Origin of the sequence: Planktotalea arctica (assembly GCF_002105285.1) — a bacterium.
In the GTDB taxonomy this organism is placed as follows: Bacteria; Pseudomonadota; Alphaproteobacteria; order Rhodobacterales; family Rhodobacteraceae; genus Planktotalea; species Planktotalea arctica.
In genome coordinates this window covers 112,173-132,355 of record NZ_MUHR01000012.1, presented here as the reverse complement: position 1 = coordinate 132,355, position 20,183 = coordinate 112,173, and the positions used below count along the sequence as shown (strand labels likewise).

The window sequence follows — 20,183 nt, the reverse complement described above, 5'->3', positions numbered from 1 at the left end:
ACATGTAACAGGCCCATAAGAAAAGAACTTCTTGAGACGAGTCGTAAGGAAATCAAATGCCCGTTGTCGTTGTCGAATCCCCAGCCAAAGCCAAGACGATCAACAAGTATTTGGGGCCGAACTATACTGTTTTGGCCTCCTACGGCCATGTTCGCGACCTTCCCCCCAAGGACGGATCGGTCGACACGGAACATGATTTCGAGATGAAATGGGAGATCGGCGCAGACAGCCGCAAGCACGTCAAAGCCATCGCCGATGCGCTGAAAGACGACAATGAACTTATTCTTGCGACCGACCCCGACCGCGAGGGCGAAGCGATCAGCTGGCATCTTCAAGAGGCCCTGACCAAGCGCAAATCGATCAAAAAGGACACGCCCGTCAGCCGCGTGGTGTTCAACGCGATCACCAAAGCCGCCGTCACCGAGGCGATGAAAAACCCGCGCCAAGTGGATCAGCCGCTGGTCGAGGCGTACCTTGCCCGCCGCGCGCTAGATTATCTGGTGGGCTTTAACCTATCTCCGGTGTTGTGGCGCAAATTGCCAGGCGCGCGATCCGCTGGACGCGTGCAATCTGTTTGCCTCCGCATCATCGTCGAGCGCGAAGAAGAAATCGAAGCGTTCAACGCGCGCGAATATTGGTCCGTCAAAGCCTTGCTCGCCACGCCGCGCGGTCAGGAATTTGAAGCGCGCCTGACGGTTTTAGGTGCTAAGAAGCTCGATAAATACGATCTGGCCAATCAAACCGCAGCGGAGCTTGCGGTTCAGGCTGTTACCTCGCGCGCACTTACCGCCGTGTCGGTTGAAGCCAAGCCCGCTGCGCGCAACCCCTCTGCGCCCTTCATGACATCGACCTTGCAGCAAGAGGCCAGCCGCAAATTCGGCTTTGGCGCACGCCAGACCATGAACGTTGCACAGCGTCTTTATGAGGCGGGTCACATTACTTACATGCGGACCGACGGCATCGACATGGCGCCAGAGGCGATTACCGAGACCCGCGATGCGATCAAGGCTCGCTATGGTGCAGATTATCTGCCCAAAGAACCGCGCATCTATAAAAACAAGGCCAAGAATGCCCAAGAGGCGCACGAGTGTATTCGCCCCACAGTGCTTGAAAAAGACGCGGCCAGCCTGAAACTTTCAGAGCCGGATCAACGCAAACTCTACGATCTCATCTGGAAGCGCACGATTGCCTGCCAGATGGAAAGCGCCCGTATGGAGCGCACGACGGTCGATCTTGGGTCGGACGACGGTCAGGTGCAAATGCGCGCCACGGGTCAGGTCGTGCTTTTCGACGGCTTCATGAAGGTCTACGAAGAAGGCCGCGACGACACGGTCGTGGACGAGGATGACAAACGCCTGCCACAGGTCGCCATGGGCGATAAGATGGACAAACGTTCGATCAATCCAGAGCAGCACCACACCCAGCCGCCCCCCCGTTATACAGAGGCGACCTTGGTCAAACGCATGGAAGAGCTCGGCATTGGCCGCCCCTCCACATACGCCTCCATCGTGACCACGATCCAGGACCGCGAATATGTGCGCAAGGACAAGAACCGCCTGTTTCCGGAGGACAAAGGCCGGATCGTTACGATCTTCCTGATGAATTTCTTCCGCCAGTATGTCGGCTATGATTTCACCGCTGATCTGGAAAGCCAGCTTGATGATGTCTCTGCGGGTGAGGCCAATTATAAGGATATTTTGTCCAAGTTCTGGCGTGATTTCCACGCAGCGATTTCCGAGACGTCCGAGCTGCGCATATCCGAAGTGCTGGATGTACTTGATGCTGCGCTTGCACCGCAGCTTTATCCGCCGCGCGATGACGGATCTGATCCGCGTGTCTGCCCCAAATGCGGCAAGGGTGCCTTGCACCTGAAAACCTCCCGCACGGGCGGTTTCGTAGGCTGTGGCAACTATCCCGAATGCACCTACACGCGCCCCATCGCGGGCGAGGGCGCTGATGGCGACGAACGGGTGCTTGGCGAGGACGGCGGCGATGAAATCTGGCTGAAAACCGGTCGCTTTGGCCCCTATGTTCAGCGCGGCGAACCTACGCCAGAGAACAAAAAACCCCCGCGCGCTTCCCTGCCGCGCGGCTGGGAAAAGGACGACATGGACCTCGCCAAGGCGCTGACATTGCTAAGTCTCCCGCGCGAGATTGGCGATCACCCCGAAGGCGGGATGATCAAATCCAACTTTGGCCGCTTTGGTCCCTACATCATGCACCAAGGACCCGAGGACGCGAAACCGGTCTATGTGAACGTCAAAGACCCCAATGATGTTTTCGAGATCGGTATGAACCGCGCTGTTGAATTGCTCGCTGAAAAGCGCGCGAACCCCGGTCGTCGCGGCGGCGGCGCAGCGGCGAAACCGCTCAAGGAGCTTGGCGAGCATCCAAGCGATGGTGGGCCTGTTAATGTCATGGAGGGGCGTTATGGTCCCTACGTGAAATGGGACAAGATCAACGCAACTATCCCAAAGGGCACAGAGCCTGCAGATGTGACCATGGAAATGGCCATTGAATTGATCACAGAGCGCGCCTCAAAGAGTGGCAAAAAGAAAGCGCCAGCCAAGAAAAAGGCACCTGCAAAAAAGGCGGCGGCGAAAAAACCGGCTGCCAAGAAGCCTGCTGCGAAGAAAGCTGCGCCTAAAAAGGCCGCTGCTGCGAAGAAAGATGCCGATTAGAGCCACTAACCGAAATGTGAGTGGTAATTGAGCGAAAGTTCTGGAAAGGCTGCATCAATTGCAGCCTTTTTCAGTTGAGGGTCCCGTTATGAACCACAAATTTACCCGCCGAAGCATCCTATTGGGCGCAGCCAGTACGCTTGCAACGCCAGCATCGCTCAGCGCGCAGCAATATGTCCCCTCCCAACCCGCGCCTTCGCGGCGCAATTCCTCGAGCTTTGTGACGCAGGATTGGCGCGATCACTTCGAGCGACTGGGCAAAGGCGTGATCGTCGCCGACACCACCTCGCGTGCGCTGCATTATTGGAACGCGGATGGTACGGATTATCGGATCTACCCCACCTCCGTTCCAATGACTGACGAGCTCACCAAACGCGGTTATACCGAAATCGTGCGCAAGAAGGTCGGCCCGACCTGGACGCCAACCGCCAATATGCTTGAGCGCGATCCGACATTGCCCAAATTCATGGAAGCCGGCGCCGACAATCCACTTGGCACCCACGCAATGTACCTCGCTTGGCCCGCCTATCTGATCCACGGCACGCATGACACGCGCAAGATTGGGCGGCGCTCTTCTTCGGGCTGCATTGGCCTATATAATGAGAAGATCGCAGAGCTATTCGAGATTACACCAATCGGCACACAGGTCCGCGTTCTCTAGCGCGCGCCGCAGCGCAGCATAAAGATTGACTCTCCCACAGGGCTTCGTCACAAATCACGGTGACATTCAAGCAGGGGAGTATTTACATGAAAAAGGTCTATGGCAGCGCTGCCGAGGCTCTGGAGGGTGTGCTGCATGACGGCATGTTCATCGCGTCTGGCGGCTTTGGCCTTTGCGGCATTCCCGAACTGCTTTTGCAAGCGATCAAAGACGCTGGCACCAAGGATCTGACCTTCGCATCCAACAATGCGGGCGTTGATGATTTCGGCATAGGCATCTTGCTGCAAACCAAGCAAGTGAAGAAAATGATCTCCTCATACGTTGGTGAAAACGCGGAATTCATGCGTCAGTATCTGTCGGGCGAGTTGGAGTTGGAATTCAATCCTCAAGGCACTTTGGCCGAGCGCATGCGCTCCGGAGGCTGCGGCATTCCCGGGTTTTACACCAAAACAGGTGTCGGCACGGTGATCGCCGAGGGCAAAGAGCATAAGGATTTCCCAACCGGTGCGGACGGCGCGATGCAGACCTATATCATGGAGACCGGCATTTTCGCCGACCTCGCCATCGTGAAGGCTTGGAAGGCGGATGCAACGGGTAACCTCGTGTTCCGCAAGACCGCGCGCAACTTCAACCCACCAGCAGCCATGTGCGGTAAAATGTGCATCGTCGAGGTTGAGGAAATCGTTGAGACCGGATCGCTTGATCCCGACAATATTCATTTGCCGGGCATCTATGTGCACCGCATCATTCAGGGCGATCATGAAAAGCGCATCGAGCAGCGCACAGTACGGGAGGCGTAAATCATGTGGGATCGCAATCAAATGGCGGCGCGCGCTGCGCTCGAGCTGCAAGACGGCTGGTACGTTAACCTTGGCATCGGCATTCCGACGCTGGTCAGCAACTACATTCCCGAGGGCGTTGAAGTGACGCTACAATCGGAAAACGGCATGCTCGGCATGGGTCCGTTTCCTGTCGCAGGCACGGAGGATGCGGACCTGATCAACGCAGGTAAGCAAACGATAACCGAACTGCCGCAGACGGCCTATTTCGATTCAGCGCAAAGTTTCGGTATGATCCGCGGCGGCAAGATTGCCATGGCGATCCTTGGCGCAATGGAAGTGGCGGAAAACGGCGATCTGGCGAACTGGATGATTCCGGGCAAGCTGGTCAAAGGCATGGGCGGCGCGATGGACTTGGTCGCGGGCGTGGGCCGCGTGGTTGTTGTGATGGATCACACCAACAAGCACGGTGTCAGCAAGGTTCTGAAGGAATGCACATTGCCACTGACGGGTCAAAAGGTCGTGGACCGCATCATCACCAACTTGGGTGTCTTGGATGTGGTCGAGGGCGGACTTCGCATCGTCGAATGTGCGAGCGGCGTTACCGAGGATGAACTTCGAGCCGCGACAGAAGCCACTATCGTCTAAGCAAACGTAAGGTGCGTGATATCGCGCACCTTACTTTAATTAACCGCCCAGTTTTTTGAACACGCAGCCATCGCTCGCCAATTGCGGCGGCGTCACGCATAAATCTCGTGCAACCTGAAACGCGGCCAGCACCTTTGGCACATAGTCGCGCGTTTCCGCATAAGGCGGCACACCGTCGTTCTTACGTACCGCGCCCTCGCCCGCATTATATCCAGCGAGTGCCAGTACGGGATCATTGTCAAATTCCCCCATGAGCCAATGCAGATAAGCCACGCCGCCAGCGATATTTTGGGCGGGGACATTCACATCCTCAACCCCGAAACGCGCGGCGGTGGCGGGCATCAATTGCATCAAACCTTGCGCCCCTGCCGAACTGATCGCATCGTTCTTGCCCGCCGATTCCACGGCGATCACCGCAAGCACCAAAGCAGGCGAGACGTTCTTGCCGATGGTCGCTCTCAAAATTTCAATGCCGTGGGTTTGACTGATCGTGTAAAGCGTCTGCAAGCGCGGCGCACTGACACCGCTGCCCACAGGTGGATTGGCAAGGCGCGTCAGCGCCGCTTGATAGCGCCCCGCGCTTTGCTCCAGATCGGTTGAGACGGTTTCCCAGAACCACCCGTAAGAGGCCGAGCGCGGCGCGGCGTTCGCGCCATCCTTTGGCGCGCCGCTGACGATCGCGCCTGCGCGCGGGCCTTGTGGAGTGATCTGGATCGTGATGCGATTGCGACTTCCCGCTTTGGGCGGTTTCTGGCGTTTAGCGGAAAAATCGGGAAACGGCTTGGGCGGCGGTGTTTGCGCCTGTGCAGAGCCGACCAGCAGCACGGCTGACATCAAAACCAGACATCTCAACACTTCAAATGGGCGGTATATCATGCTCGATCCTAAAAACGTCTTAAGCGCTTTTTCCCAGTATCTGGTATTTCTCGAAGAAATGCACTTAAAACTGTTGGCCAAGCGATCTGTGCATGCCCGACTGTGTTTGCGCGGATGCAACCCTATAGCGGCAATTTTCCCCCATCCCGCCATCTTCCGGCCCAGATTGTAGGCGACACAGAGCGCAGAAGCCGTTTGGCTTCATCACATTACAGCCACCTCGGCCTTGCGCCGAAGCATTAACAGGAAAATTTCCATATGAGAAAGCTGATTAAGTTTTTCGGTAAAAGCGAAGCCGGAGCGGTCACCACGGAGTTTTTGGTTCTCGCCGCAGCTATTGTTGGCATGGGTGTCGTAGCCTTCGCGGGCATGGGCGGCGAAGAAAATGTCGTCAACGTCGAGCCCGACGGCGGACTTGAAAAGTTCGTCGCCGGCTTTTAAGCGCGCCAGCGATCAGGCTTTGCGCCATCGAATTAGCCGCGAATTACCAAGGGCCGATCTGGAAACAGGTCGGCCCTTGGGCTTTGTTCTATGCCATGGCCCAAACCGCCGCCTAAGCGAGTTGCAACTTTCTCCAACATCTTCACGAAATATTAATATATCCAAAATTGTCATTATCGTGCCCAACTCGTGCCCGATTCCCCCCCGATACAGGTTTCATCAAGTAACGGGCCGCGGCGCACCTAGAGGCGGAGCAAACAACCCAAGGCTTGGGACGAATATTGCAAACTGATCCTTGGAAGGACATTACTATGACAAACTTTATCAAAGCATTCGCACAAGACGAAAACGGCGCAGTAACAGTTGACTGGGTTGTTCTGACCGCCGCTGTCGTCGGCCTGGCCGTTGCAGCCTATGGCTCCATCCAGTCCGGTGCATCCAACCTGACGGCATCCACCAACACAACCATGTCCGGCATGACAGTTGGTAACGTATCGCTGCCAGCAGCTGAGTAATCAGCGAATACATCCACGCGACAGCGTGATGCAGGGCGATCTGGAAACAGATCGCCCTTTTTCGTTTCATTGTTTCGATAAGCTTTATCTACGCGACAGAACTCCTCAATTTAAGACAAAAATGGCCCCATAGCCGCCCAACTCGCGCCTCATTTGGATCGAATAACGGTGACATCAAGTGTCGGTCAGCGACGAGGTGAGAGGCGGAGCTGAACATACCGGGACTTGAAGCAAACCGAACATAAATCCTGGGAAGGAATTTACTATGACAAAATTTATCAAAGCATTCGCACAAGACGAAAACGGCGCAGTAACAGTTGACTGGGTTGTTCTGACAGCCGCTGTCGTCGGCCTGGCCGTTGCTGCATACAGCTCCATCCAGTCCGGTGCATCCAACCTGACGGCAGCCACCAACACAACCATGTCCGGCATGACAGTTGGTAACGTATCGCTGCCAGCAGCTGAGTAATCAACGCCGGGATCGCCGCACGCGGCGATTTGCTAGGAAGGGTCGATCTGGAAACAGATCGGCCCTTTTCGCATTGAGCGCATGTCCAAAGCCATGCACCAGAAACTCGCCTTAAAGTTGTTCACAATCAATACGTTACTAAAATTTTCCTCGAATTTATCCCGACTTCACCCCGATCGCACCGCAATCGTGCCCCATTCAAACGCCATAACAATTTCATCAGACGACGGGCAGTGCCGAGGTGAGAGGCGGGGCTGAACAAACCGAAGTTGATAGCAAACTGAAAACTGATCCTTGGAAGGACATTACTATGACAAACTTTATCAAAGCATTCGCACAAGACGAAAACGGCGCAGTAACAGTTGACTGGGTTGTTCTGACAGCCGCTGTCGTCGGCCTGGCCGTTGCAGCCTATGGCTCCATCCAGTCCGGTGCATCCAACCTCACAGCATCTACCAACACAACCATGTCCGGCATGACAGTTGGTAACGTATCGCTGCCAGCAGCTGAGTAATCAACGCCGGGATCGCCGCACGTGGCGATTTGCTAGGAAGGGTCGATCTGGAAACAGATCGGCCCTTTTCGCATTGAGCACATGTCCAAAGCCATGCACCAGAAACTCACCTTAAAGTTGTTCACAATCAATACGTTACTAAAATTTTCCTCGAATTTATCCCAACTTCACCCCGATCGCACCGCAATCGTGCCCCATTCAAACGCCATAACAATTTCATCAGACGACGGGCAGTGCCGAGGTGAGAGGCGGGGCTGAACAAACCGAAGTTGATAGCAAACTGAAAACTGATCCTTGGAAGGACATTACTATGACAAACTTTATCAAAGCATTCGCACAAGACGAAAACGGCGCAGTAACAGTTGACTGGGTTGTTCTGACCGCCGCTGTCGTCGGCCTGGCCGTTGCAGCCTATGGCTCCATCCAGTCCGGTGCATCCAACCTCACCGCATCTACCAACACAACCATGTCCGGCATGACAGTTGGTAACGTATCGCTGCCAGCAGCTGAGTAATCAACGCCTACACAACATGTGTAGATATTCCAGCGATCCGCCTTTCCTATCGAGGGGCGGATCGTTTCCGTGAAGGGCACAACTGCGCGACGCGCTCGATACGTTGAATGCGCTGGAAGCGTCTTCAAAGCCGCCTAGTTCCGCCCCACTCGCGCCCCAATCCGAACCTACCACCTATCTTGCACACCATCCCGCAACCACAGTTGCAGCCCCCTTAACTTGCACCTCCTTTTACGGAGACCTGGAGATATAAATGTTGAAATCCCTTTTGACCTTCACATCCGATGAAAACGGCGCCGTCACTGTTGACTGGGTCGTTCTGACCGCCGCGATCGTCGGCCTGTCCGTCGCAGCCTATGCTACGATCAGCGCCGGTACAGGCAACTTGACCGGAAACACCACGACGACCCTGAGTGGTATGAACGTCGGGAACGTTACGATTGCCGAATAGGCCATTTTCAAGCCAACACAGCAGCGCGCCGCGCCTCGCGGGCGCTGCTGAAATTTCCTGGCTTTGCCGTGCTAAGCGCACATCCGCGCCGTCTTTCAGCCACAAACGAATGCCAGTCTGATTTCGAGATAGAACCAGCCGGGGCCTTGCGATGACAGCGAGACTTCGATCAGAAATAGGGGAACAACATGCGAATGATATTTGGTGTCGTCTTGCTCATCGGGATTGCCCTTGCCGGCTTCGCGGTGCATCTGACACAAAACTACGTGAACCAGCAAAAGGCGGCCTTGGCGGCCGCTCAAGCCAACAGCGCGCCTGCGGTTCCCACTGTCCCTGTTTTTGTCGCAAATCGCAAATTATCCTACGGCGAAGAATTAAAGTTGAAAGACATCGTCGTCGCCCAGTGGCCACAAAACGCCCTGCCCGAGGGTATCTTCCAATCTGTCGAACAGCTGTTTCCCAAAGACCAGCCCGGCAAACGTTACGTGATGCGCGCGACCGAAAGGTTCGAGGCCGTTCTCGCCGTGAAGATCACAGAGCCTGGCAAAGTCGTCGGGTTGCAGTCCAGACTTGAAGCTGGGCAAAGCGCTTTCACGATCAAAGTCGATGGCACTTCGGGCGTTTCTGGCTTTCTGCGCCCGGGTAACATTGTGGATGTCTACTGGACTGGTATGGTTCGCGCGGCGCAGGGGCAGAAACAGCGCACCGTGACGCGGCTTATCGAAGATGGTGTGAAGATTATTGCGATCGATCAAAGCTCCAATGAAGAGGTGCACAAAGCCTCAATCGCACGCACGGTCACAGTTGCGGTCACGCAGCTGCAAGGTGCCTCCCTGACACAGGCGCAGAGCACCGGAAAGCTCAACCTGTCCTTGGTCGGTCAGCGCGACGAGTCGATTGCGGAATTTATCGAAGTGGACCAGAAACAGTTGCTTGGCATCGAAGAGGCACAACCTGTAGCGCAACAAGAGGCGGAACGTGTTTGTACGATCCGGCAGACCAAAGGTGCAGAAAAGGTGAATATCCAGATCCCCTGCCCCGACGGTTCTTGATGCAACGCGCACAGATCATGCTCCAAATTTCGAATGGCATCGCCCGCGCGATGCCATTCGCGTTTTCGGCTGGCATCAATGGCACACTCGAGCCCCCTGTTGCTGAAGTCACACAGCAAGGACGCATCAGAACCCTTTGATTCTTGCAATAAAATTTAAAGTGGCGCATGTTTCACTGTAAAGCGGGCAATAGACCTGCACACGAGGCCGTGATCGGAGAGGCAGATCACATGAAAAAGTTGAATACACTCAAGGCCACCCTTTTGGGCTGTGCTGTATTGTTCACCGCATCCGTCGCACCAGCGTATTCGGATACCTTGCGCATCGTGCGCTCGGGCAGCAGTTCGACCCTTCCCATTCCCATGAACCGCGCGGTCGTGGTCGAAAGCGACGTTCCCTTCGCAGAGCTGAGCATCGCCAATCCGTCCATCGCGGATATCTCGACCCTGTCGGATCGCACTGTTTATGTGCTTGGTAAATCCCCGGGCCTGACCACGCTCACCCTTCTTGATGACGCAGGCCGTTTGATCACCAATGTCGATGTGCGCGTCTCTGCGGATGTGAGCGAATTCAAGGAACGTCTGAAACAAATCTTGCCCGGCGAAAAGATCGAAGTGCGCACGGCGAATGACGGCATCGTGCTGTCGGGCACAGTGTCCAGCGCGGGCAAGGTCGACCGCGCCATGGACCTTGCACAGCGCTATGCGCCCGAGCGGGTGACGAACCTATTGTCTGTCGGCGGCGTGCAGCAGGTCATGCTCAAAGTGCGCTTTGCGGAAATGCAGCGTTCTGTCTCCAAATCTCTGTCTTCCTCGCTTGCCCTTGGTGGCAGCGCGCTGGGCGGTAACCTTGGCATTTCCGGCGGCACAGGCACGCTCACCGCGTCCGAAGCCGTCAGCTCAGCCTTGAATGGGACGACACCAACATCCAACGCCAACAGCGGCGCAACCTTGTTCGGCTTCAACGCCGGCGGCCTCGAAGTGGGCATCCTGCTTGAAGCACTTGAGAGCAAAGGCATGGTGCGCACGCTTGCAGAACCAAATCTGACTGCCCTCTCCGGCCAAGAGGCCAAGTTTCTTGCCGGCGGCGAATATCCGATCCCCGTCTTGGGGGACAACGGCGTTCGCATCCAGTTCAAGCCCTTCGGCGTACAACTGTCCTTTATTCCGCGCGTTCTGGATGACAAGGTGATCAACCTCGAACTGAACGCCGAGGTGTCCTCGCTCGATTCCGCCAACGGAATCGTCAGCGACGGTTTCGCGATTTCCGGCCTAAAAGTGCGCCGCACCTCGACCACGGTCGAGATGCGCGATGGCGAGAGTTTCGCGATCGCAGGGCTTTTGCAGGACGATTTCACTGATCTTTCCGGTCAAGTGCCGTGGCTGGGAGATGTTCCAATCCTTGGCGCACTATTTCGCAGCGCCGATTATAAGCGAGAGCAGTCCGAGCTGGTGATCATCATCACGCCCCATCTTGTAACGCCGACGCGCGGCGAAGCGCTCGCGCTTCCTACCGACCGTGTGCGTCCGCCAAGCGAAAAGGACCTCTTCCTCTTTGGACGGGTGACAGGCGACTCGCGACGTCCTAAGAAGGGTGCAGCCGGAGAAATCGCCAAGCAGGACTTCACCGGTTCCTACGGATACGTAATGGACTGAATATGCTAAAGCGCAGCTCACAAAGATACGCAGCCATCCTGATCAGCTCAGCCGCCCTTCTGGCGGGCTGTAACTCAGGCGACCCTGTCTATAGCAGCTTCGGGAATGAAGCAGGTTCGATGCTCGATACGGGCACCTTCGGCAATGCGACGATGAATAACGTGCAAATGATGAATGGCGAAAAGCAATACGCCTATGATTTATCTTCACGCTTTGCCTCTGAAGTGTTGACTACAGTCAACTTTGCCTTCGGTAGCTTTGATCTGGATGCAGGCGCGCGCGATACGCTGCGCGAGCAAGCGGCCTGGATCCGCCAGTTCCCCGAAGTCCGTTTTCGCGTCTATGGACATGCGGATGCGGTCGGCAGCAACGGCGCGAACAAGGCGCTCGGCCTACGCCGCGCACATGCGGTCGTGAACTATCTTGCCACCCAAGGCATTGGAAAATCGCGCCTCGAGGCGGTGTCCTCCTTCGGCGAAGAGCAGCCTCTTATCGTGACCGAGGGCCGCGAGCGGCGCAACCGGCGCACCGTGACCGAAGTAAGCGGTTTCGTGGGAAGCCATCCGATGATCATGGACGGCAAATATGCGCAGGTCGTTTACCGCGAGTATGTCGCAAGCGGCACAGCCGTATCGGCCGTAAACCCGCGAACACCAAACTAAGACCAGATTAACCTCGTGACTATTCAGGCGGCCCCAGCGATGGGGCCGCTTGTTTTTTGGCTTCGTATAATCGCGCCCATTCGGCCCTAATGTTGCCCAGATTGCCCCCGATACATGACGGAGCGGGGCACCTGTGTCCTGCAAAAACAAAAGAGAGCGCAAAGGTCAGCACAGAATGTGCAGAGCCATAACGCCACACAGGATTTAGTTATGTCGGGTAATGACACGCAACATGTAGACGAAAGCCCCCTTAGGGCCTGCACCATCAGCCGGGATGTGCAAAATTTCGATCTGTTGATCGAAGACATGGAAGCCGTGATGGGCGATTCTTGGGGGGATTTGGGGTTCGCGGATTCCATTGCCTTTATCGAACAACTTCAGCCCAAAGGGCTCGAATTCATTGCCTTGACGATTGATTACGAGGACGAGGAAAACCTCGGTCTGCTTGAAAACGTCATCACCGCAGCCAAATCGCGTGACATCAAAGTCATCGTGATCGCCGAAGATGTAACCCCCGCTTCCTTGCACCAGCTTTTGCGCGGCGGAGCGGATGAGTTTATCCCCTACCCGCTTCCTGAAAACGAACTGCGCTCTGCCGTTGAACGTTTGCGTAAACCTGCGCCCGAGCCAGCCCCCGCAACAAGCGAAGGGCGCGCGAACCTGCAAGGGAGTGGTGGGCGAAACGGTTCTATCATTGCGGTGCACGGTCTTGCCGGCGGCACTGGTGCGACGACGCTCGCGGTCAACCTGGCTTGGGAGTTGGCGACGCTCGGCAAGGATAAATCACCCAAAGTCTGCATCATCGACTTGGATCTGCAATTTGGCTCCGTTTCAACATTCCTGGATTTGCAACGCCGCGATGCGGTGTTCGAGCTGCTCACCGATACCGAAAACATGGACGGTGAAAGTTTCGCACAGGCACTTTTGATGCACGATGACGTGCTACACGCATTGACATCGCCTGCGGATGTCATTCCGCTCGACATGATCCGGCCCGAGGATATTCAGGCCATTCTCGATCTGGCCAAGACGCATTTTGATTATGTGATCATCGATATGCCGACCACACTGGTGCAATGGACCGAAACGGTCCTGAACGCCTCGCAAATCTATTTCGCAACGCTGGAGATGGATATGCGCTCGGCGCAGAATGCGCTGCGCATGAAACGTGCTCTGCAATCAGAGGGCCTGCCCTTCGAGAAAATGCGCTTCGTTTTGAACCGCGCCCCGAAATTTACCGATCTAACCGGCAAGACTCGTGTCAAACGCCTAGCGGAAAGCCTTGGTATCACTATCGAGGTGCAATTGCCCGATGGTGGCAAGCCGGTCGTGAACGGTGCAGATCACGGCCAACCTCTTGCCATCACTGCCGCGAAAAACCCGCTGCGCAAAGAAATTCACAAACTCGCGACTTCACTTCACGAGCTTAACCAGCTTGCAGATTCAGCCGCTTAAGGAAAGACGACAGATGTTTTCCAGATATAAAAAATCCGAGGCAGCAACACCTGCGAATGCAGCGACAAATGCGGCGCATACTGCGCCATCAACCCCGCTGGAAGCACCTCTAAATCCCTCGATCCGGCGTGCGGCCCCCACGGTGCCTGCGCAAAGCGTGAATTTCGACAAGGACAAGAAACGCAAAGAGCGTTTGTCAGAGATCAAGCTGGAGCTGCACCGCGAATTGCTCGACAACCTGAACCTTGCCGCGCTCGAGCATGCCTCCGAAGCGGATTTGCGATCAGAGATCAACGCAATCGCCGCCGAAGTCTTGCAAGAAAAGGGCATCGTGCTGAACCGCGAAGATCGCACCACGCTAAGCCAGGATCTGTTCGACGAGGTCACAGGCCTCGGCCCGCTGGAAACCTTGCTTAAAGACGACGACGTGAACGATATTCTGGTAAACGGCCCGCATCAGGTCTTTATCGAGAAGCACGGCAAACTGACGCTGAGCGATGTGACGTTCAAGGACGAAAAGCATCTTTTGCGGATCATCGACAAGATCGTATCGGCGGTCGGGCGCCGCGTCGACGAAAGCAACCCATACGTTGACGCCCGTCTCAAGGACGGCTCGCGTTTCAACGCAATGGTGCCGCCCGTTGCGGTTGACGGCAGCCTCGTTTCCATTCGTAAGTTTAAGAAAGACAAGCTCGGGATCGACGATCTGGTCGCTTTCGGTGCCTTCTCCGAAGAAATGGCTGCCTATCTGCAAGCCGCTGTGGCGACGCGTCTCAACATCATCGTATCGGGCGGTACGGGATCTGGTAAAACCACCACGCTCAACGCACTGTCATCCTTTATCGACAATGACGAACGCATCCTGACGATCGAGGATACTGCGGAACTTCAACTCCAGCAGACCCATGTGGGCCGCATGGAAAGCCGCCCCCCCAACGTGGAGGGCAAAGGCGAGGTTTCCCCGCGCGACTGTTTGAAAAACGCCCTTCGCATGCGACCGGATCGCATCATCGTCGGCGAGACACGCGGAGAGGAAGTCATCGACATGCTGCAGGCGATGAACACTGGCCATGATGGCTCGATGACCACGATTCACGCCAACTCTGCGCGCGATGGTGTGTCGCGCCTTGAAAATATGATCGCAATGTCGGGAATCGAAATGCCCCTCAAAGCGATGCGCAGCCAGATCTCGTCGGCTGTGAACCTGATTGTGCAGGCGAGCCGACTGCAGGACGGCTCGCGCCGGATGACCTCGATCACAGAAATCACAGGGATGGAGGGCGAAGTTATCTCCATGCAGGAACTGTTCAGATTTCAGCGTGTCGGACTGACGCCAGAGAACAAGATCATCGGTCATTACACCGCGACGGGCGTGCGCAGCCACTACGCCGAGCGTTTTCGCATGTGGGGCTATGATCTGCCAACCAGCATTTACGAGCCGACGAAACTCGAAGGATAAGTGTCATGAACCTCACTGCCGAACCCATTATCTACGGTCTCGTCTTTATCGGCGTGCTCGTTCTTGTCGAGGGCATTTACCTAACGATGTTCGGACGCTCCATTTCTCTGAACAACCGGGTGAACCGACGGCTCGAGATGCTGGAAAAGGGCGGCAATCGTGAAGAAGTGCTGGAAAAACTTCGTAAGGAGATGAACCAGCACATCAAGGGCCGTTCTATCCCGCTCTACTCCATGCTCGCGGACAAGGCCAACAAGGCCGCAATTGCCTTTACGCCCAAACAGCTAATGGGGATCATGGCCGGGCTTTGCGTTTTTGCCTTTCTTGGTTTGACCGTCGGCACCGAGACAAGCCTTTCGGTACGCATCGTCGCTTCGATCGGGATCGGAGTTGGCGGCGTTTTCATGTGGATCGGCCATAAGGCCAAAAAGCGCATGTCGCTGCTGGAAGAGCAACTTCCCGATGCTGTCGAGTTGATGGTGCGAAGCCTGCGCGTGGGGCATCCATTTACCTCGGCGGTCCAGATCGTAGCAAAGGAAGTTCAGGATCCGCTTGCCTCCGAAATGGGGATTATCGCAGACGAAAGCGCTTATGGGCGCGACGTTGGCGAAGCGCTCAAATCAATGGCCGAACGGCTCGACAACCAGGATTTGCGCTTTCTAGCGGTTGCCGTGACGATCCAGCAGCAATCGGGGGGTAACCTTGCCGAAATTCTGGCTGGCCTCGCGCAGGTGATCCGCTCGCGCTTTCGCCTCTTTCGCCGCGTTAAGGCGATCACAGCAGAAGCACAATGGTCGGGCAAATTCCTGTCCAGCTTTCCGTTGCTGGCATTGGTCGCAATCAATCTGGGTGATCCCGATTACTACGATCCTGTGCTGGATCATGAGTGGTTTATTCCGGCGTGCTTCATCGTCGCAGCCTTTCTGGGCGTCAATCTGATTGTCATGCGCATTCTCGTCAACATCAAGGTGTAGGGTCCAAACTATGGAATTCTTCAACAACTTCATGGACATGATGTTCGCCACTTTCGGCGCTCAGGCCCAAATCGTGCTTTTGATCATTCTTGGCGGCATGCTCGTTTTGTTGGCTATCCCCTTTGTGATGTCCAAGGAAGTTGATCCGCTTGAAAAGCTCAAGGAACAGGGCAAGCAGAAATCAGGCGCAGGCGATGAAACGGCCAGGCTTCGCCAGGCGAAGGGGAACAAACAGCTCGGCAAATACGCCAAATTGCTCGAACCCAAAAGCGACGAAGAATATTCCGCTATTCGCCTAAAGCTGATTCAGGCAGGGTATCGCGACAAGGATGCGGTACGCCTGTTCCACTTCATGCAATTTGCGCTTGGCATCGGCTTTCTTGTCGCCGGATTGCTCTATTATACGTTGGTGATCAGCGGCGAAAACACCACAACAAAGCAAATGCTTATGTATGTTCTCGGGCCAGGCGGTGCGGGATATATGTTGCCGAAGTACTGGGTCACTCGGCGGATCGAGACGCGTAAAGAACAGATCGAGGGCGGTTTTCCCGATAGCCTCGACATGATGCTGGTCTGCGTTGAAGCTGGTCAGTCGCTTGATCAATCAATCGTGCGCGTCGCGAAAGAGCTGCATCACTCCTATCCGTTTCTCGCGGATGAATATGAAATCGTGGCGCAGGAAATGAAGGCTGGCAAGGACAAGATATCCGTTCTCAACGATATGTCCGAGCGCTGCGGCGTGCAGGACGTGGCCAGCTTTGTGACGGTTTTGATCCAATCGACAAGTTTTGGTACGTCCATCGCAGAAGCCTTGCGGGTTTATGCCGCTGAAATGCGTGACAAACGCGTGATGCGCGCCGAAGAGAAGGCAAACAAGTTGCCAACCAAGATGACCCTTGCCACAATGATGCTAACGGTACCGCCACTGTTGATCATCCTTGTGGGACCATCAGCCGTCGGCATCACCGAATTGGGCAATATGTAAAAAAGGGCGAATGACATGGCGCAACTGCGCGGGGCTTGTGCCCTGCTCTGCACCATCGCGAGTTTAAGCTTGGCCGCCTGTTCCTCGGGCGGCCTTGGCACGTCCTTTGATGCGCCCAAGGATAGCCCCTTCGCACCAGCCGTCGATCGCGATGCAGAGGCGGAAAACCCTTTGATCGTCGGCTATCGCCTTGGCGCTGTGGGCGAGCATGAACTTGCCCTCAAGTCCTTTCGCCGCGCGGCTGCGGATCAAGGTCTGAGCACGGAAATCATTTCTGCCATGGCCTCTTCCAACCTCGGACTGGGTCGTCTCGGGCAGGCCGAAGACCTGCTGCGGCGCGCAACCAAGGCCGAGGATGCCACGCCAGAGGATTGGAATAATCTGGGTGTCGTATTGATGGAACGAGGCAAAACCGCCGAGGCTACGCAGGTTTTTCGCAAAGCCTTCGCCGTGGACAATGGCAGAAGTGACTCAATCCGGGATAATCTCAGAATTGCGCTCGCAAAATTAGAAAATGTTGACTATGGTGAAACAGAAGAACAAGACTACAAATTGGTGCGGCGGGGGACGAGTGACTTCCTAATCCGTAAGACACCGTAAAAAATTTGAGGCAAGAGCAGTAAAAGGACGCAGAAAAATGCGCCACCCTTTCCTTGTTTCGCTTTGCATGTTTGGCCTCGTTGCGACTGCAGCGTGCGACAAAGCTGGCGAACAGAACGCCGATCGCAAGATTGGCGGCATAAACGTAATCGATGAGAGCAATCTTAGCGATGTCATGCTGACCGTCGCCGATCCGAATGAGGCCGTCGCCTATTTCCAACGCGCGACAAGCGAAGATCCCGACCGGATTGATCACTTGCGCGGCCTTGCTAGTTCGCTGATCCGCGCAAAGCACGTGACCGAAGCAGTCGGCGCATGGGACGAGGTCACGAAACACCCCGGTTCGAGCGAAACTGACAGTGTCGATTTGGCCGATGCCAAAATCCGCGCGAACGACTGGAAAGGCGCCGAAGCAGTTCTGGACGCCATCCCGCCGACCCACGAGACCTACAAACGCTATCGTTTGGAAGCGATGATCGCGGACAGCAATCGCGAATGGAAAAAGGCTGACAGCTTCTATGAAACCGCCGCCGGGCTGACGACAAAGCCGGCAGGCGTGATGAACAACTGGGGGTATTCCAAACTGACGCGCGGTGAGTTCAAAGCCGCCGAACGCCTGTTCGGCGATGCGATCCGTCAAGATGGCCAGCTTTTCACTGCCAAGAACAATCTGGTTCTGGCGCGCGGCGCACAGCGCAACTACGAGCTTCCCGTAATCCCGATGGATCAAGTCGAGCGCGCGCAGCTTTTGCATACGCTGGGCCTGTCGGCCGTCAAACAGGGCGACGTGGAAACCGCGAAAGGGCTGTTGCGCGATGCGATCGAAACCCATCCGCAGCACTTCGAGGCTGCCGTTCGCTCGCTCCGCGCCCTTGAAAATAGTTAAGCGCCCGAAATGTTAGAGAACCCCGCCCTTTTCGCTCTTTGGAGCCTACCCTTCGTTTTGCCACTATGCTTTCTGGTGGCTTGGTCGGACATGCGTGCGATGCGTATTCCCAATTGGTGCGTGCTCGCGCTGGTCGCGGGCTATGTGATCACCGGCTTGGTGGCCTTGCCGTTAGATCAATTTCTATGGGGGTTTGTGCACCTGATAATCGTGCTTGTCGTCGGCTTTTTCATGAACGCCGTCGGCATGATCGGCGCGGGGGATGCGAAATTCGCAGCCGCGGCCGCGCCCTTCATACACTTGGGTGATTTCCGCTTTCTAATCGCGCTTTTCGCAGCCAATATCCTTGCCGCCTTCATCACGCATCGCTTAGTAGCGCGTACTCCGATGACCGGCCTTGCGCCGAAATGGGACAGTTGGGAGCGGACTTGGGAATTCCCCATGGGCCTGTCGCTTGGCGGGACACTTGCGCTCTACATGTTGCTGAGCGCGCTTTACGGAGCCTGAAGAGGCCCCGCGCGTGCCATAATTTGCCCAAAATCCGGTGATACCCCTTGCTTTGAAACGATCGAATTCGGGGCAAGACAATGAACATGCACACCACCGCCGTGATGGCGCCGCCGCCGCCCAAAGGGTTGGCCCAGATGAAATTGTCCACCGTAATGATGCGCGACATCATGCTCAAAACAATGTTTCGCATGAATGTCGATACCGCCTCCGAAGTGGCGCGTGCGATCTGTTTACCGCTGCAAGTGACGCAGGAATTGATCGATATCGCGCGCGAGCAAAAGCTGCTCGAGGCGACGGGTACGCTCAATGCGAATAATGGTGGCAAGATGGGGTTTCAGCTCACCGACTCGGGCAAAGCGCGCACGATGGACGCGCTGCAACAGTCCGAATATTACGGTGCGATGCCCGTCCCCCTCGATGTTTATGCCGAGCAGGTCAAGCGCCAGTCGATCCGCAACATCATGATCACGCGCGGCCAGTTGACTGACGCGATGGGCCATTTGATCCTGCCGGACGATCTGCTGAGCAACCTTGGACCCGCTGTCAGCTCGGGGCGCTCCATCTTAATGTACGGTCCTCCCGGCAACGGTAAGTCCTCAATTTCAAACGGTATTCGCGATGCGATGGGCGACAAGATTTATGTGCCGCGCGCAATCGAATATGCGGGACAAGTGATCACCGTTTATGATCCCATTGTGCATTGCGCGGTTGAAGAACAGGTCGATGACCCGAGCCAGCTGCGCCGCCGCACGCTATTTGACACGCGTTATGTCCGCTGTATGCGCCCGACCGTGATCACCGGGGGCGAGCTGTCGCTCGACATGCTCGATCTGGTCTACAATCCGACGGCGCGTACCTATCAAGCGCCGCTTCAACTCAAATCGACAGGTGGAATTTTCATCGTCGACGATCTTGGACGTCAGGCCGAGCCGCCCCAAAGCCTCGTCAACCGCTGGATCGTTCCGCTTGAAGAGGCCAAGGATATTCTGGCGCTACAATCGGGCGAAAAATTTGAAGTCCCCTTCGATACCTTGGTGATCTTTTCGACCAACTTCCATCCCAACTCTATTTTCGACCAAGCCGCCCTGCGCCGGATATTCTACAAGATCAAGATCGATGGACCCAATCAAGAAAACTTCCTGAAGATTTTCGCACTCGTCGCGAATAAAAAGGGCATTCCGCTGGCTGAAGATGCACTGATCCATCTGTTGCAGAAAAAATATCCAACCATCGACAATGTCTATGCGAACTATCAGCCCGTGTTTCTGATCGACCAGATGATTGCCATTTGCGAGTTCGAGGGCATCCCGAACCAGATGACCCCAGAGCTGATTGATCGCGCTTGGGCGAATATGTTCGTGAAAGAAGAACATATCGTAAATTAGAGACTGGCGCG

At 55.7% G+C, this 20,183-nt stretch carries 22 protein-coding genes; 21 read left to right on the top strand and 1 reads right to left on the bottom strand.

Annotation, left to right across the window (positions count from 1 at the left end; genetic code table 11):
• The first annotated feature begins 56 nt into the window (after positions 1-56).
• The 4 genes from topA (at position 57) to B9P63_RS13025 (ending at position 4,769) form a co-directional block, all read left to right on the top strand.
• Positions 57-2,681 carry a type I DNA topoisomerase gene (gene topA / locus B9P63_RS13040; protein ID WP_085309492.1) on the top strand — a complete coding sequence of 875 codons (2,625 nt, stop codon included), beginning with the start codon at positions 57-59 and terminating at the stop codon, positions 2,679-2,681.
• 88 nt (positions 2,682-2,769) lie between these two features.
• Positions 2,770-3,342, top strand: a complete 573-nt coding sequence (locus B9P63_RS13035) for a L,D-transpeptidase (protein WP_085309489.1) — start codon at positions 2,770-2,772, stop codon at positions 3,340-3,342.
• Between the two features lie 86 nt (positions 3,343-3,428).
• Positions 3,429-4,142 (top strand): CoA transferase subunit A, encoded by a 714-nt coding sequence (locus tag B9P63_RS13030; RefSeq protein ID WP_085309487.1) that lies wholly within the window; start codon positions 3,429-3,431, stop codon positions 4,140-4,142.
• Positions 4,143-4,769, top strand: a complete 627-nt coding sequence (locus B9P63_RS13025; protein ID WP_085309485.1) for a 3-oxoacid CoA-transferase subunit B — start codon at positions 4,143-4,145, stop codon at positions 4,767-4,769.
• Between the two features lie 39 nt (positions 4,770-4,808).
• Here the strand turns inward: B9P63_RS13025 and B9P63_RS13020 are convergent, their stop codons facing one another.
• Positions 4,809-5,645, bottom strand: coding sequence for a lytic transglycosylase domain-containing protein (locus B9P63_RS13020; protein WP_095533044.1), 837 nt, complete (start codon positions 5,643-5,645; stop codon positions 4,809-4,811).
• A gap of 258 nt (positions 5,646-5,903) precedes the next feature.
• Between B9P63_RS13020 and B9P63_RS13015 the strand changes: the two genes are divergently transcribed.
• The 17 genes from B9P63_RS13015 to B9P63_RS12935 all read left to right on the top strand — a co-directional run bounded on the left by B9P63_RS13015 (position 5,904) and on the right by B9P63_RS12935 (position 20,172).
• Positions 5,904-6,086, top strand: a complete 183-nt coding sequence (locus tag B9P63_RS13015) for a hypothetical protein (protein WP_085309480.1) — start codon at positions 5,904-5,906, stop codon at positions 6,084-6,086.
• A gap of 311 nt (positions 6,087-6,397) precedes the next feature.
• A complete protein-coding gene (locus B9P63_RS13010) occupies positions 6,398-6,601 on the top strand; it encodes a hypothetical protein (RefSeq protein ID WP_085309478.1) in 204 nt (67 codons plus the stop codon).
• 265 nt (positions 6,602-6,866) lie between these two features.
• Entirely contained in the window at positions 6,867-7,070 is a 204-nt protein-coding gene (locus B9P63_RS13005) for a hypothetical protein (protein ID WP_085309476.1), read from the top strand.
• 310 nt (positions 7,071-7,380) lie between these two features.
• On the top strand, positions 7,381-7,584 hold the full coding sequence (locus tag B9P63_RS13000) for a hypothetical protein (RefSeq protein ID WP_085309478.1): 204 nt from the start codon (positions 7,381-7,383) through the stop codon (positions 7,582-7,584).
• Positions 7,585-7,894: 310 nt separating this feature from the next.
• Complete coding sequence (locus B9P63_RS12995) at positions 7,895-8,098, top strand: hypothetical protein (RefSeq protein WP_085309478.1); 204 nt, start codon at positions 7,895-7,897, stop codon at positions 8,096-8,098.
• A 253-nt stretch (positions 8,099-8,351) separates the two neighbouring features.
• Entirely contained in the window at positions 8,352-8,549 is a 198-nt protein-coding gene (locus tag B9P63_RS12990; protein WP_085309474.1) for a hypothetical protein, read from the top strand.
• Positions 8,550-8,737: 188 nt separating this feature from the next.
• Complete coding sequence (gene cpaB, locus B9P63_RS12985) at positions 8,738-9,601, top strand: Flp pilus assembly protein CpaB (protein WP_176219158.1); 864 nt, start codon at positions 8,738-8,740, stop codon at positions 9,599-9,601.
• Between the two features lie 230 nt (positions 9,602-9,831).
• Complete coding sequence (locus B9P63_RS12980; RefSeq protein WP_085309594.1) at positions 9,832-11,256, top strand: type II and III secretion system protein family protein; 1,425 nt, start codon at positions 9,832-9,834, stop codon at positions 11,254-11,256.
• Positions 11,257-11,258: 2 nt separating this feature from the next.
• Positions 11,259-11,918, top strand: a complete 660-nt coding sequence (locus B9P63_RS12975) for an OmpA family protein (RefSeq protein ID WP_085309470.1) — start codon at positions 11,259-11,261, stop codon at positions 11,916-11,918.
• A gap of 210 nt (positions 11,919-12,128) precedes the next feature.
• A complete protein-coding gene (locus tag B9P63_RS12970) occupies positions 12,129-13,373 on the top strand; it encodes a CpaE/TadZ family protein (protein ID WP_085309468.1) in 1,245 nt (414 codons plus the stop codon).
• A gap of 13 nt (positions 13,374-13,386) precedes the next feature.
• A complete protein-coding gene (locus tag B9P63_RS12965) occupies positions 13,387-14,832 on the top strand; it encodes a TadA family conjugal transfer-associated ATPase (protein WP_085309467.1) in 1,446 nt (481 codons plus the stop codon).
• A 5-nt stretch (positions 14,833-14,837) separates the two neighbouring features.
• Positions 14,838-15,806, top strand: a complete 969-nt coding sequence (locus B9P63_RS12960; RefSeq protein WP_085309465.1) for a type II secretion system F family protein — start codon at positions 14,838-14,840, stop codon at positions 15,804-15,806.
• Between the two features lie 10 nt (positions 15,807-15,816).
• Positions 15,817-16,791, top strand: a complete 975-nt coding sequence (locus B9P63_RS12955; RefSeq protein ID WP_085309463.1) for a type II secretion system F family protein — start codon at positions 15,817-15,819, stop codon at positions 16,789-16,791.
• Positions 16,792-16,806: 15 nt separating this feature from the next.
• Positions 16,807-17,391: a hypothetical protein gene (locus tag B9P63_RS12950; RefSeq protein WP_085309461.1), complete on the top strand. Its 585-nt coding sequence runs from the start codon at positions 16,807-16,809 to the stop codon at positions 17,389-17,391.
• 37 nt (positions 17,392-17,428) lie between these two features.
• Positions 17,429-18,277 carry a tetratricopeptide repeat protein gene (locus B9P63_RS12945; protein ID WP_085309459.1) on the top strand — a complete coding sequence of 283 codons (849 nt, stop codon included), beginning with the start codon at positions 17,429-17,431 and terminating at the stop codon, positions 18,275-18,277.
• Between the two features lie 9 nt (positions 18,278-18,286).
• The gene (locus B9P63_RS12940) at positions 18,287-18,784 is read left to right on the top strand and encodes a prepilin peptidase (protein WP_085309457.1); all 498 of its coding nucleotides are present in this window, start codon (positions 18,287-18,289) and stop codon (positions 18,782-18,784) included.
• A gap of 80 nt (positions 18,785-18,864) precedes the next feature.
• Complete coding sequence (locus B9P63_RS12935; RefSeq protein ID WP_085309455.1) at positions 18,865-20,172, top strand: P-loop NTPase family protein; 1,308 nt, start codon at positions 18,865-18,867, stop codon at positions 20,170-20,172.
• Positions 20,173-20,183: the final 11 nt, after the last annotated feature.

Bases quoted from the DNA above. Each gene is read 5' to 3' on its own strand.
- topA (WP_085309492.1), top strand. From the start codon at position 57: ATGCCCGTTGTCGTTGTCGAATCCCCAGCCAAAGCCAAGACGATCAAC.
- B9P63_RS13020 (WP_095533044.1), bottom strand. From the start codon at position 5,645: ATGATATACCGCCCATTTGAAGTGTTGAGATGTCTGGTTTTGATGTCA.
- B9P63_RS13030 (WP_085309487.1), top strand. From the start codon at position 3,429: ATGAAAAAGGTCTATGGCAGCGCTGCCGAGGCTCTGGAGGGTGTGCTG.
- B9P63_RS12990 (WP_085309474.1), top strand. From the start codon at position 8,352: ATGTTGAAATCCCTTTTGACCTTCACATCCGATGAAAACGGCGCCGTC.
- B9P63_RS13035 (WP_085309489.1), top strand. From the start codon at position 2,770: ATGAACCACAAATTTACCCGCCGAAGCATCCTATTGGGCGCAGCCAGT.
- B9P63_RS12975 (WP_085309470.1), top strand. From the start codon at position 11,259: ATGCTAAAGCGCAGCTCACAAAGATACGCAGCCATCCTGATCAGCTCA.
- B9P63_RS12945 (WP_085309459.1), top strand. From the start codon at position 17,429: ATGCGCCACCCTTTCCTTGTTTCGCTTTGCATGTTTGGCCTCGTTGCG.
- B9P63_RS12980 (WP_085309594.1), top strand. From the start codon at position 9,832: ATGAAAAAGTTGAATACACTCAAGGCCACCCTTTTGGGCTGTGCTGTA.
- B9P63_RS13005 (WP_085309476.1), top strand. From the start codon at position 6,867: ATGACAAAATTTATCAAAGCATTCGCACAAGACGAAAACGGCGCAGTA.
- B9P63_RS12960 (WP_085309465.1), top strand. From the start codon at position 14,838: ATGAACCTCACTGCCGAACCCATTATCTACGGTCTCGTCTTTATCGGC.
- B9P63_RS12995 (WP_085309478.1), top strand. From the start codon at position 7,895: ATGACAAACTTTATCAAAGCATTCGCACAAGACGAAAACGGCGCAGTA.
- B9P63_RS12935 (WP_085309455.1), top strand. From the start codon at position 18,865: ATGAACATGCACACCACCGCCGTGATGGCGCCGCCGCCGCCCAAAGGG.
- cpaB (WP_176219158.1), top strand. From the start codon at position 8,738: ATGCGAATGATATTTGGTGTCGTCTTGCTCATCGGGATTGCCCTTGCC.
- B9P63_RS13010 (WP_085309478.1), top strand. From the start codon at position 6,398: ATGACAAACTTTATCAAAGCATTCGCACAAGACGAAAACGGCGCAGTA.
- B9P63_RS12955 (WP_085309463.1), top strand. From the start codon at position 15,817: ATGGAATTCTTCAACAACTTCATGGACATGATGTTCGCCACTTTCGGC.
- B9P63_RS13015 (WP_085309480.1), top strand. From the start codon at position 5,904: ATGAGAAAGCTGATTAAGTTTTTCGGTAAAAGCGAAGCCGGAGCGGTC.
- B9P63_RS12970 (WP_085309468.1), top strand. From the start codon at position 12,129: ATGTCGGGTAATGACACGCAACATGTAGACGAAAGCCCCCTTAGGGCC.
- B9P63_RS13000 (WP_085309478.1), top strand. From the start codon at position 7,381: ATGACAAACTTTATCAAAGCATTCGCACAAGACGAAAACGGCGCAGTA.
- B9P63_RS12950 (WP_085309461.1), top strand. From the start codon at position 16,807: ATGGCGCAACTGCGCGGGGCTTGTGCCCTGCTCTGCACCATCGCGAGT.
- B9P63_RS12940 (WP_085309457.1), top strand. From the start codon at position 18,287: ATGTTAGAGAACCCCGCCCTTTTCGCTCTTTGGAGCCTACCCTTCGTT.
- B9P63_RS12965 (WP_085309467.1), top strand. From the start codon at position 13,387: ATGTTTTCCAGATATAAAAAATCCGAGGCAGCAACACCTGCGAATGCA.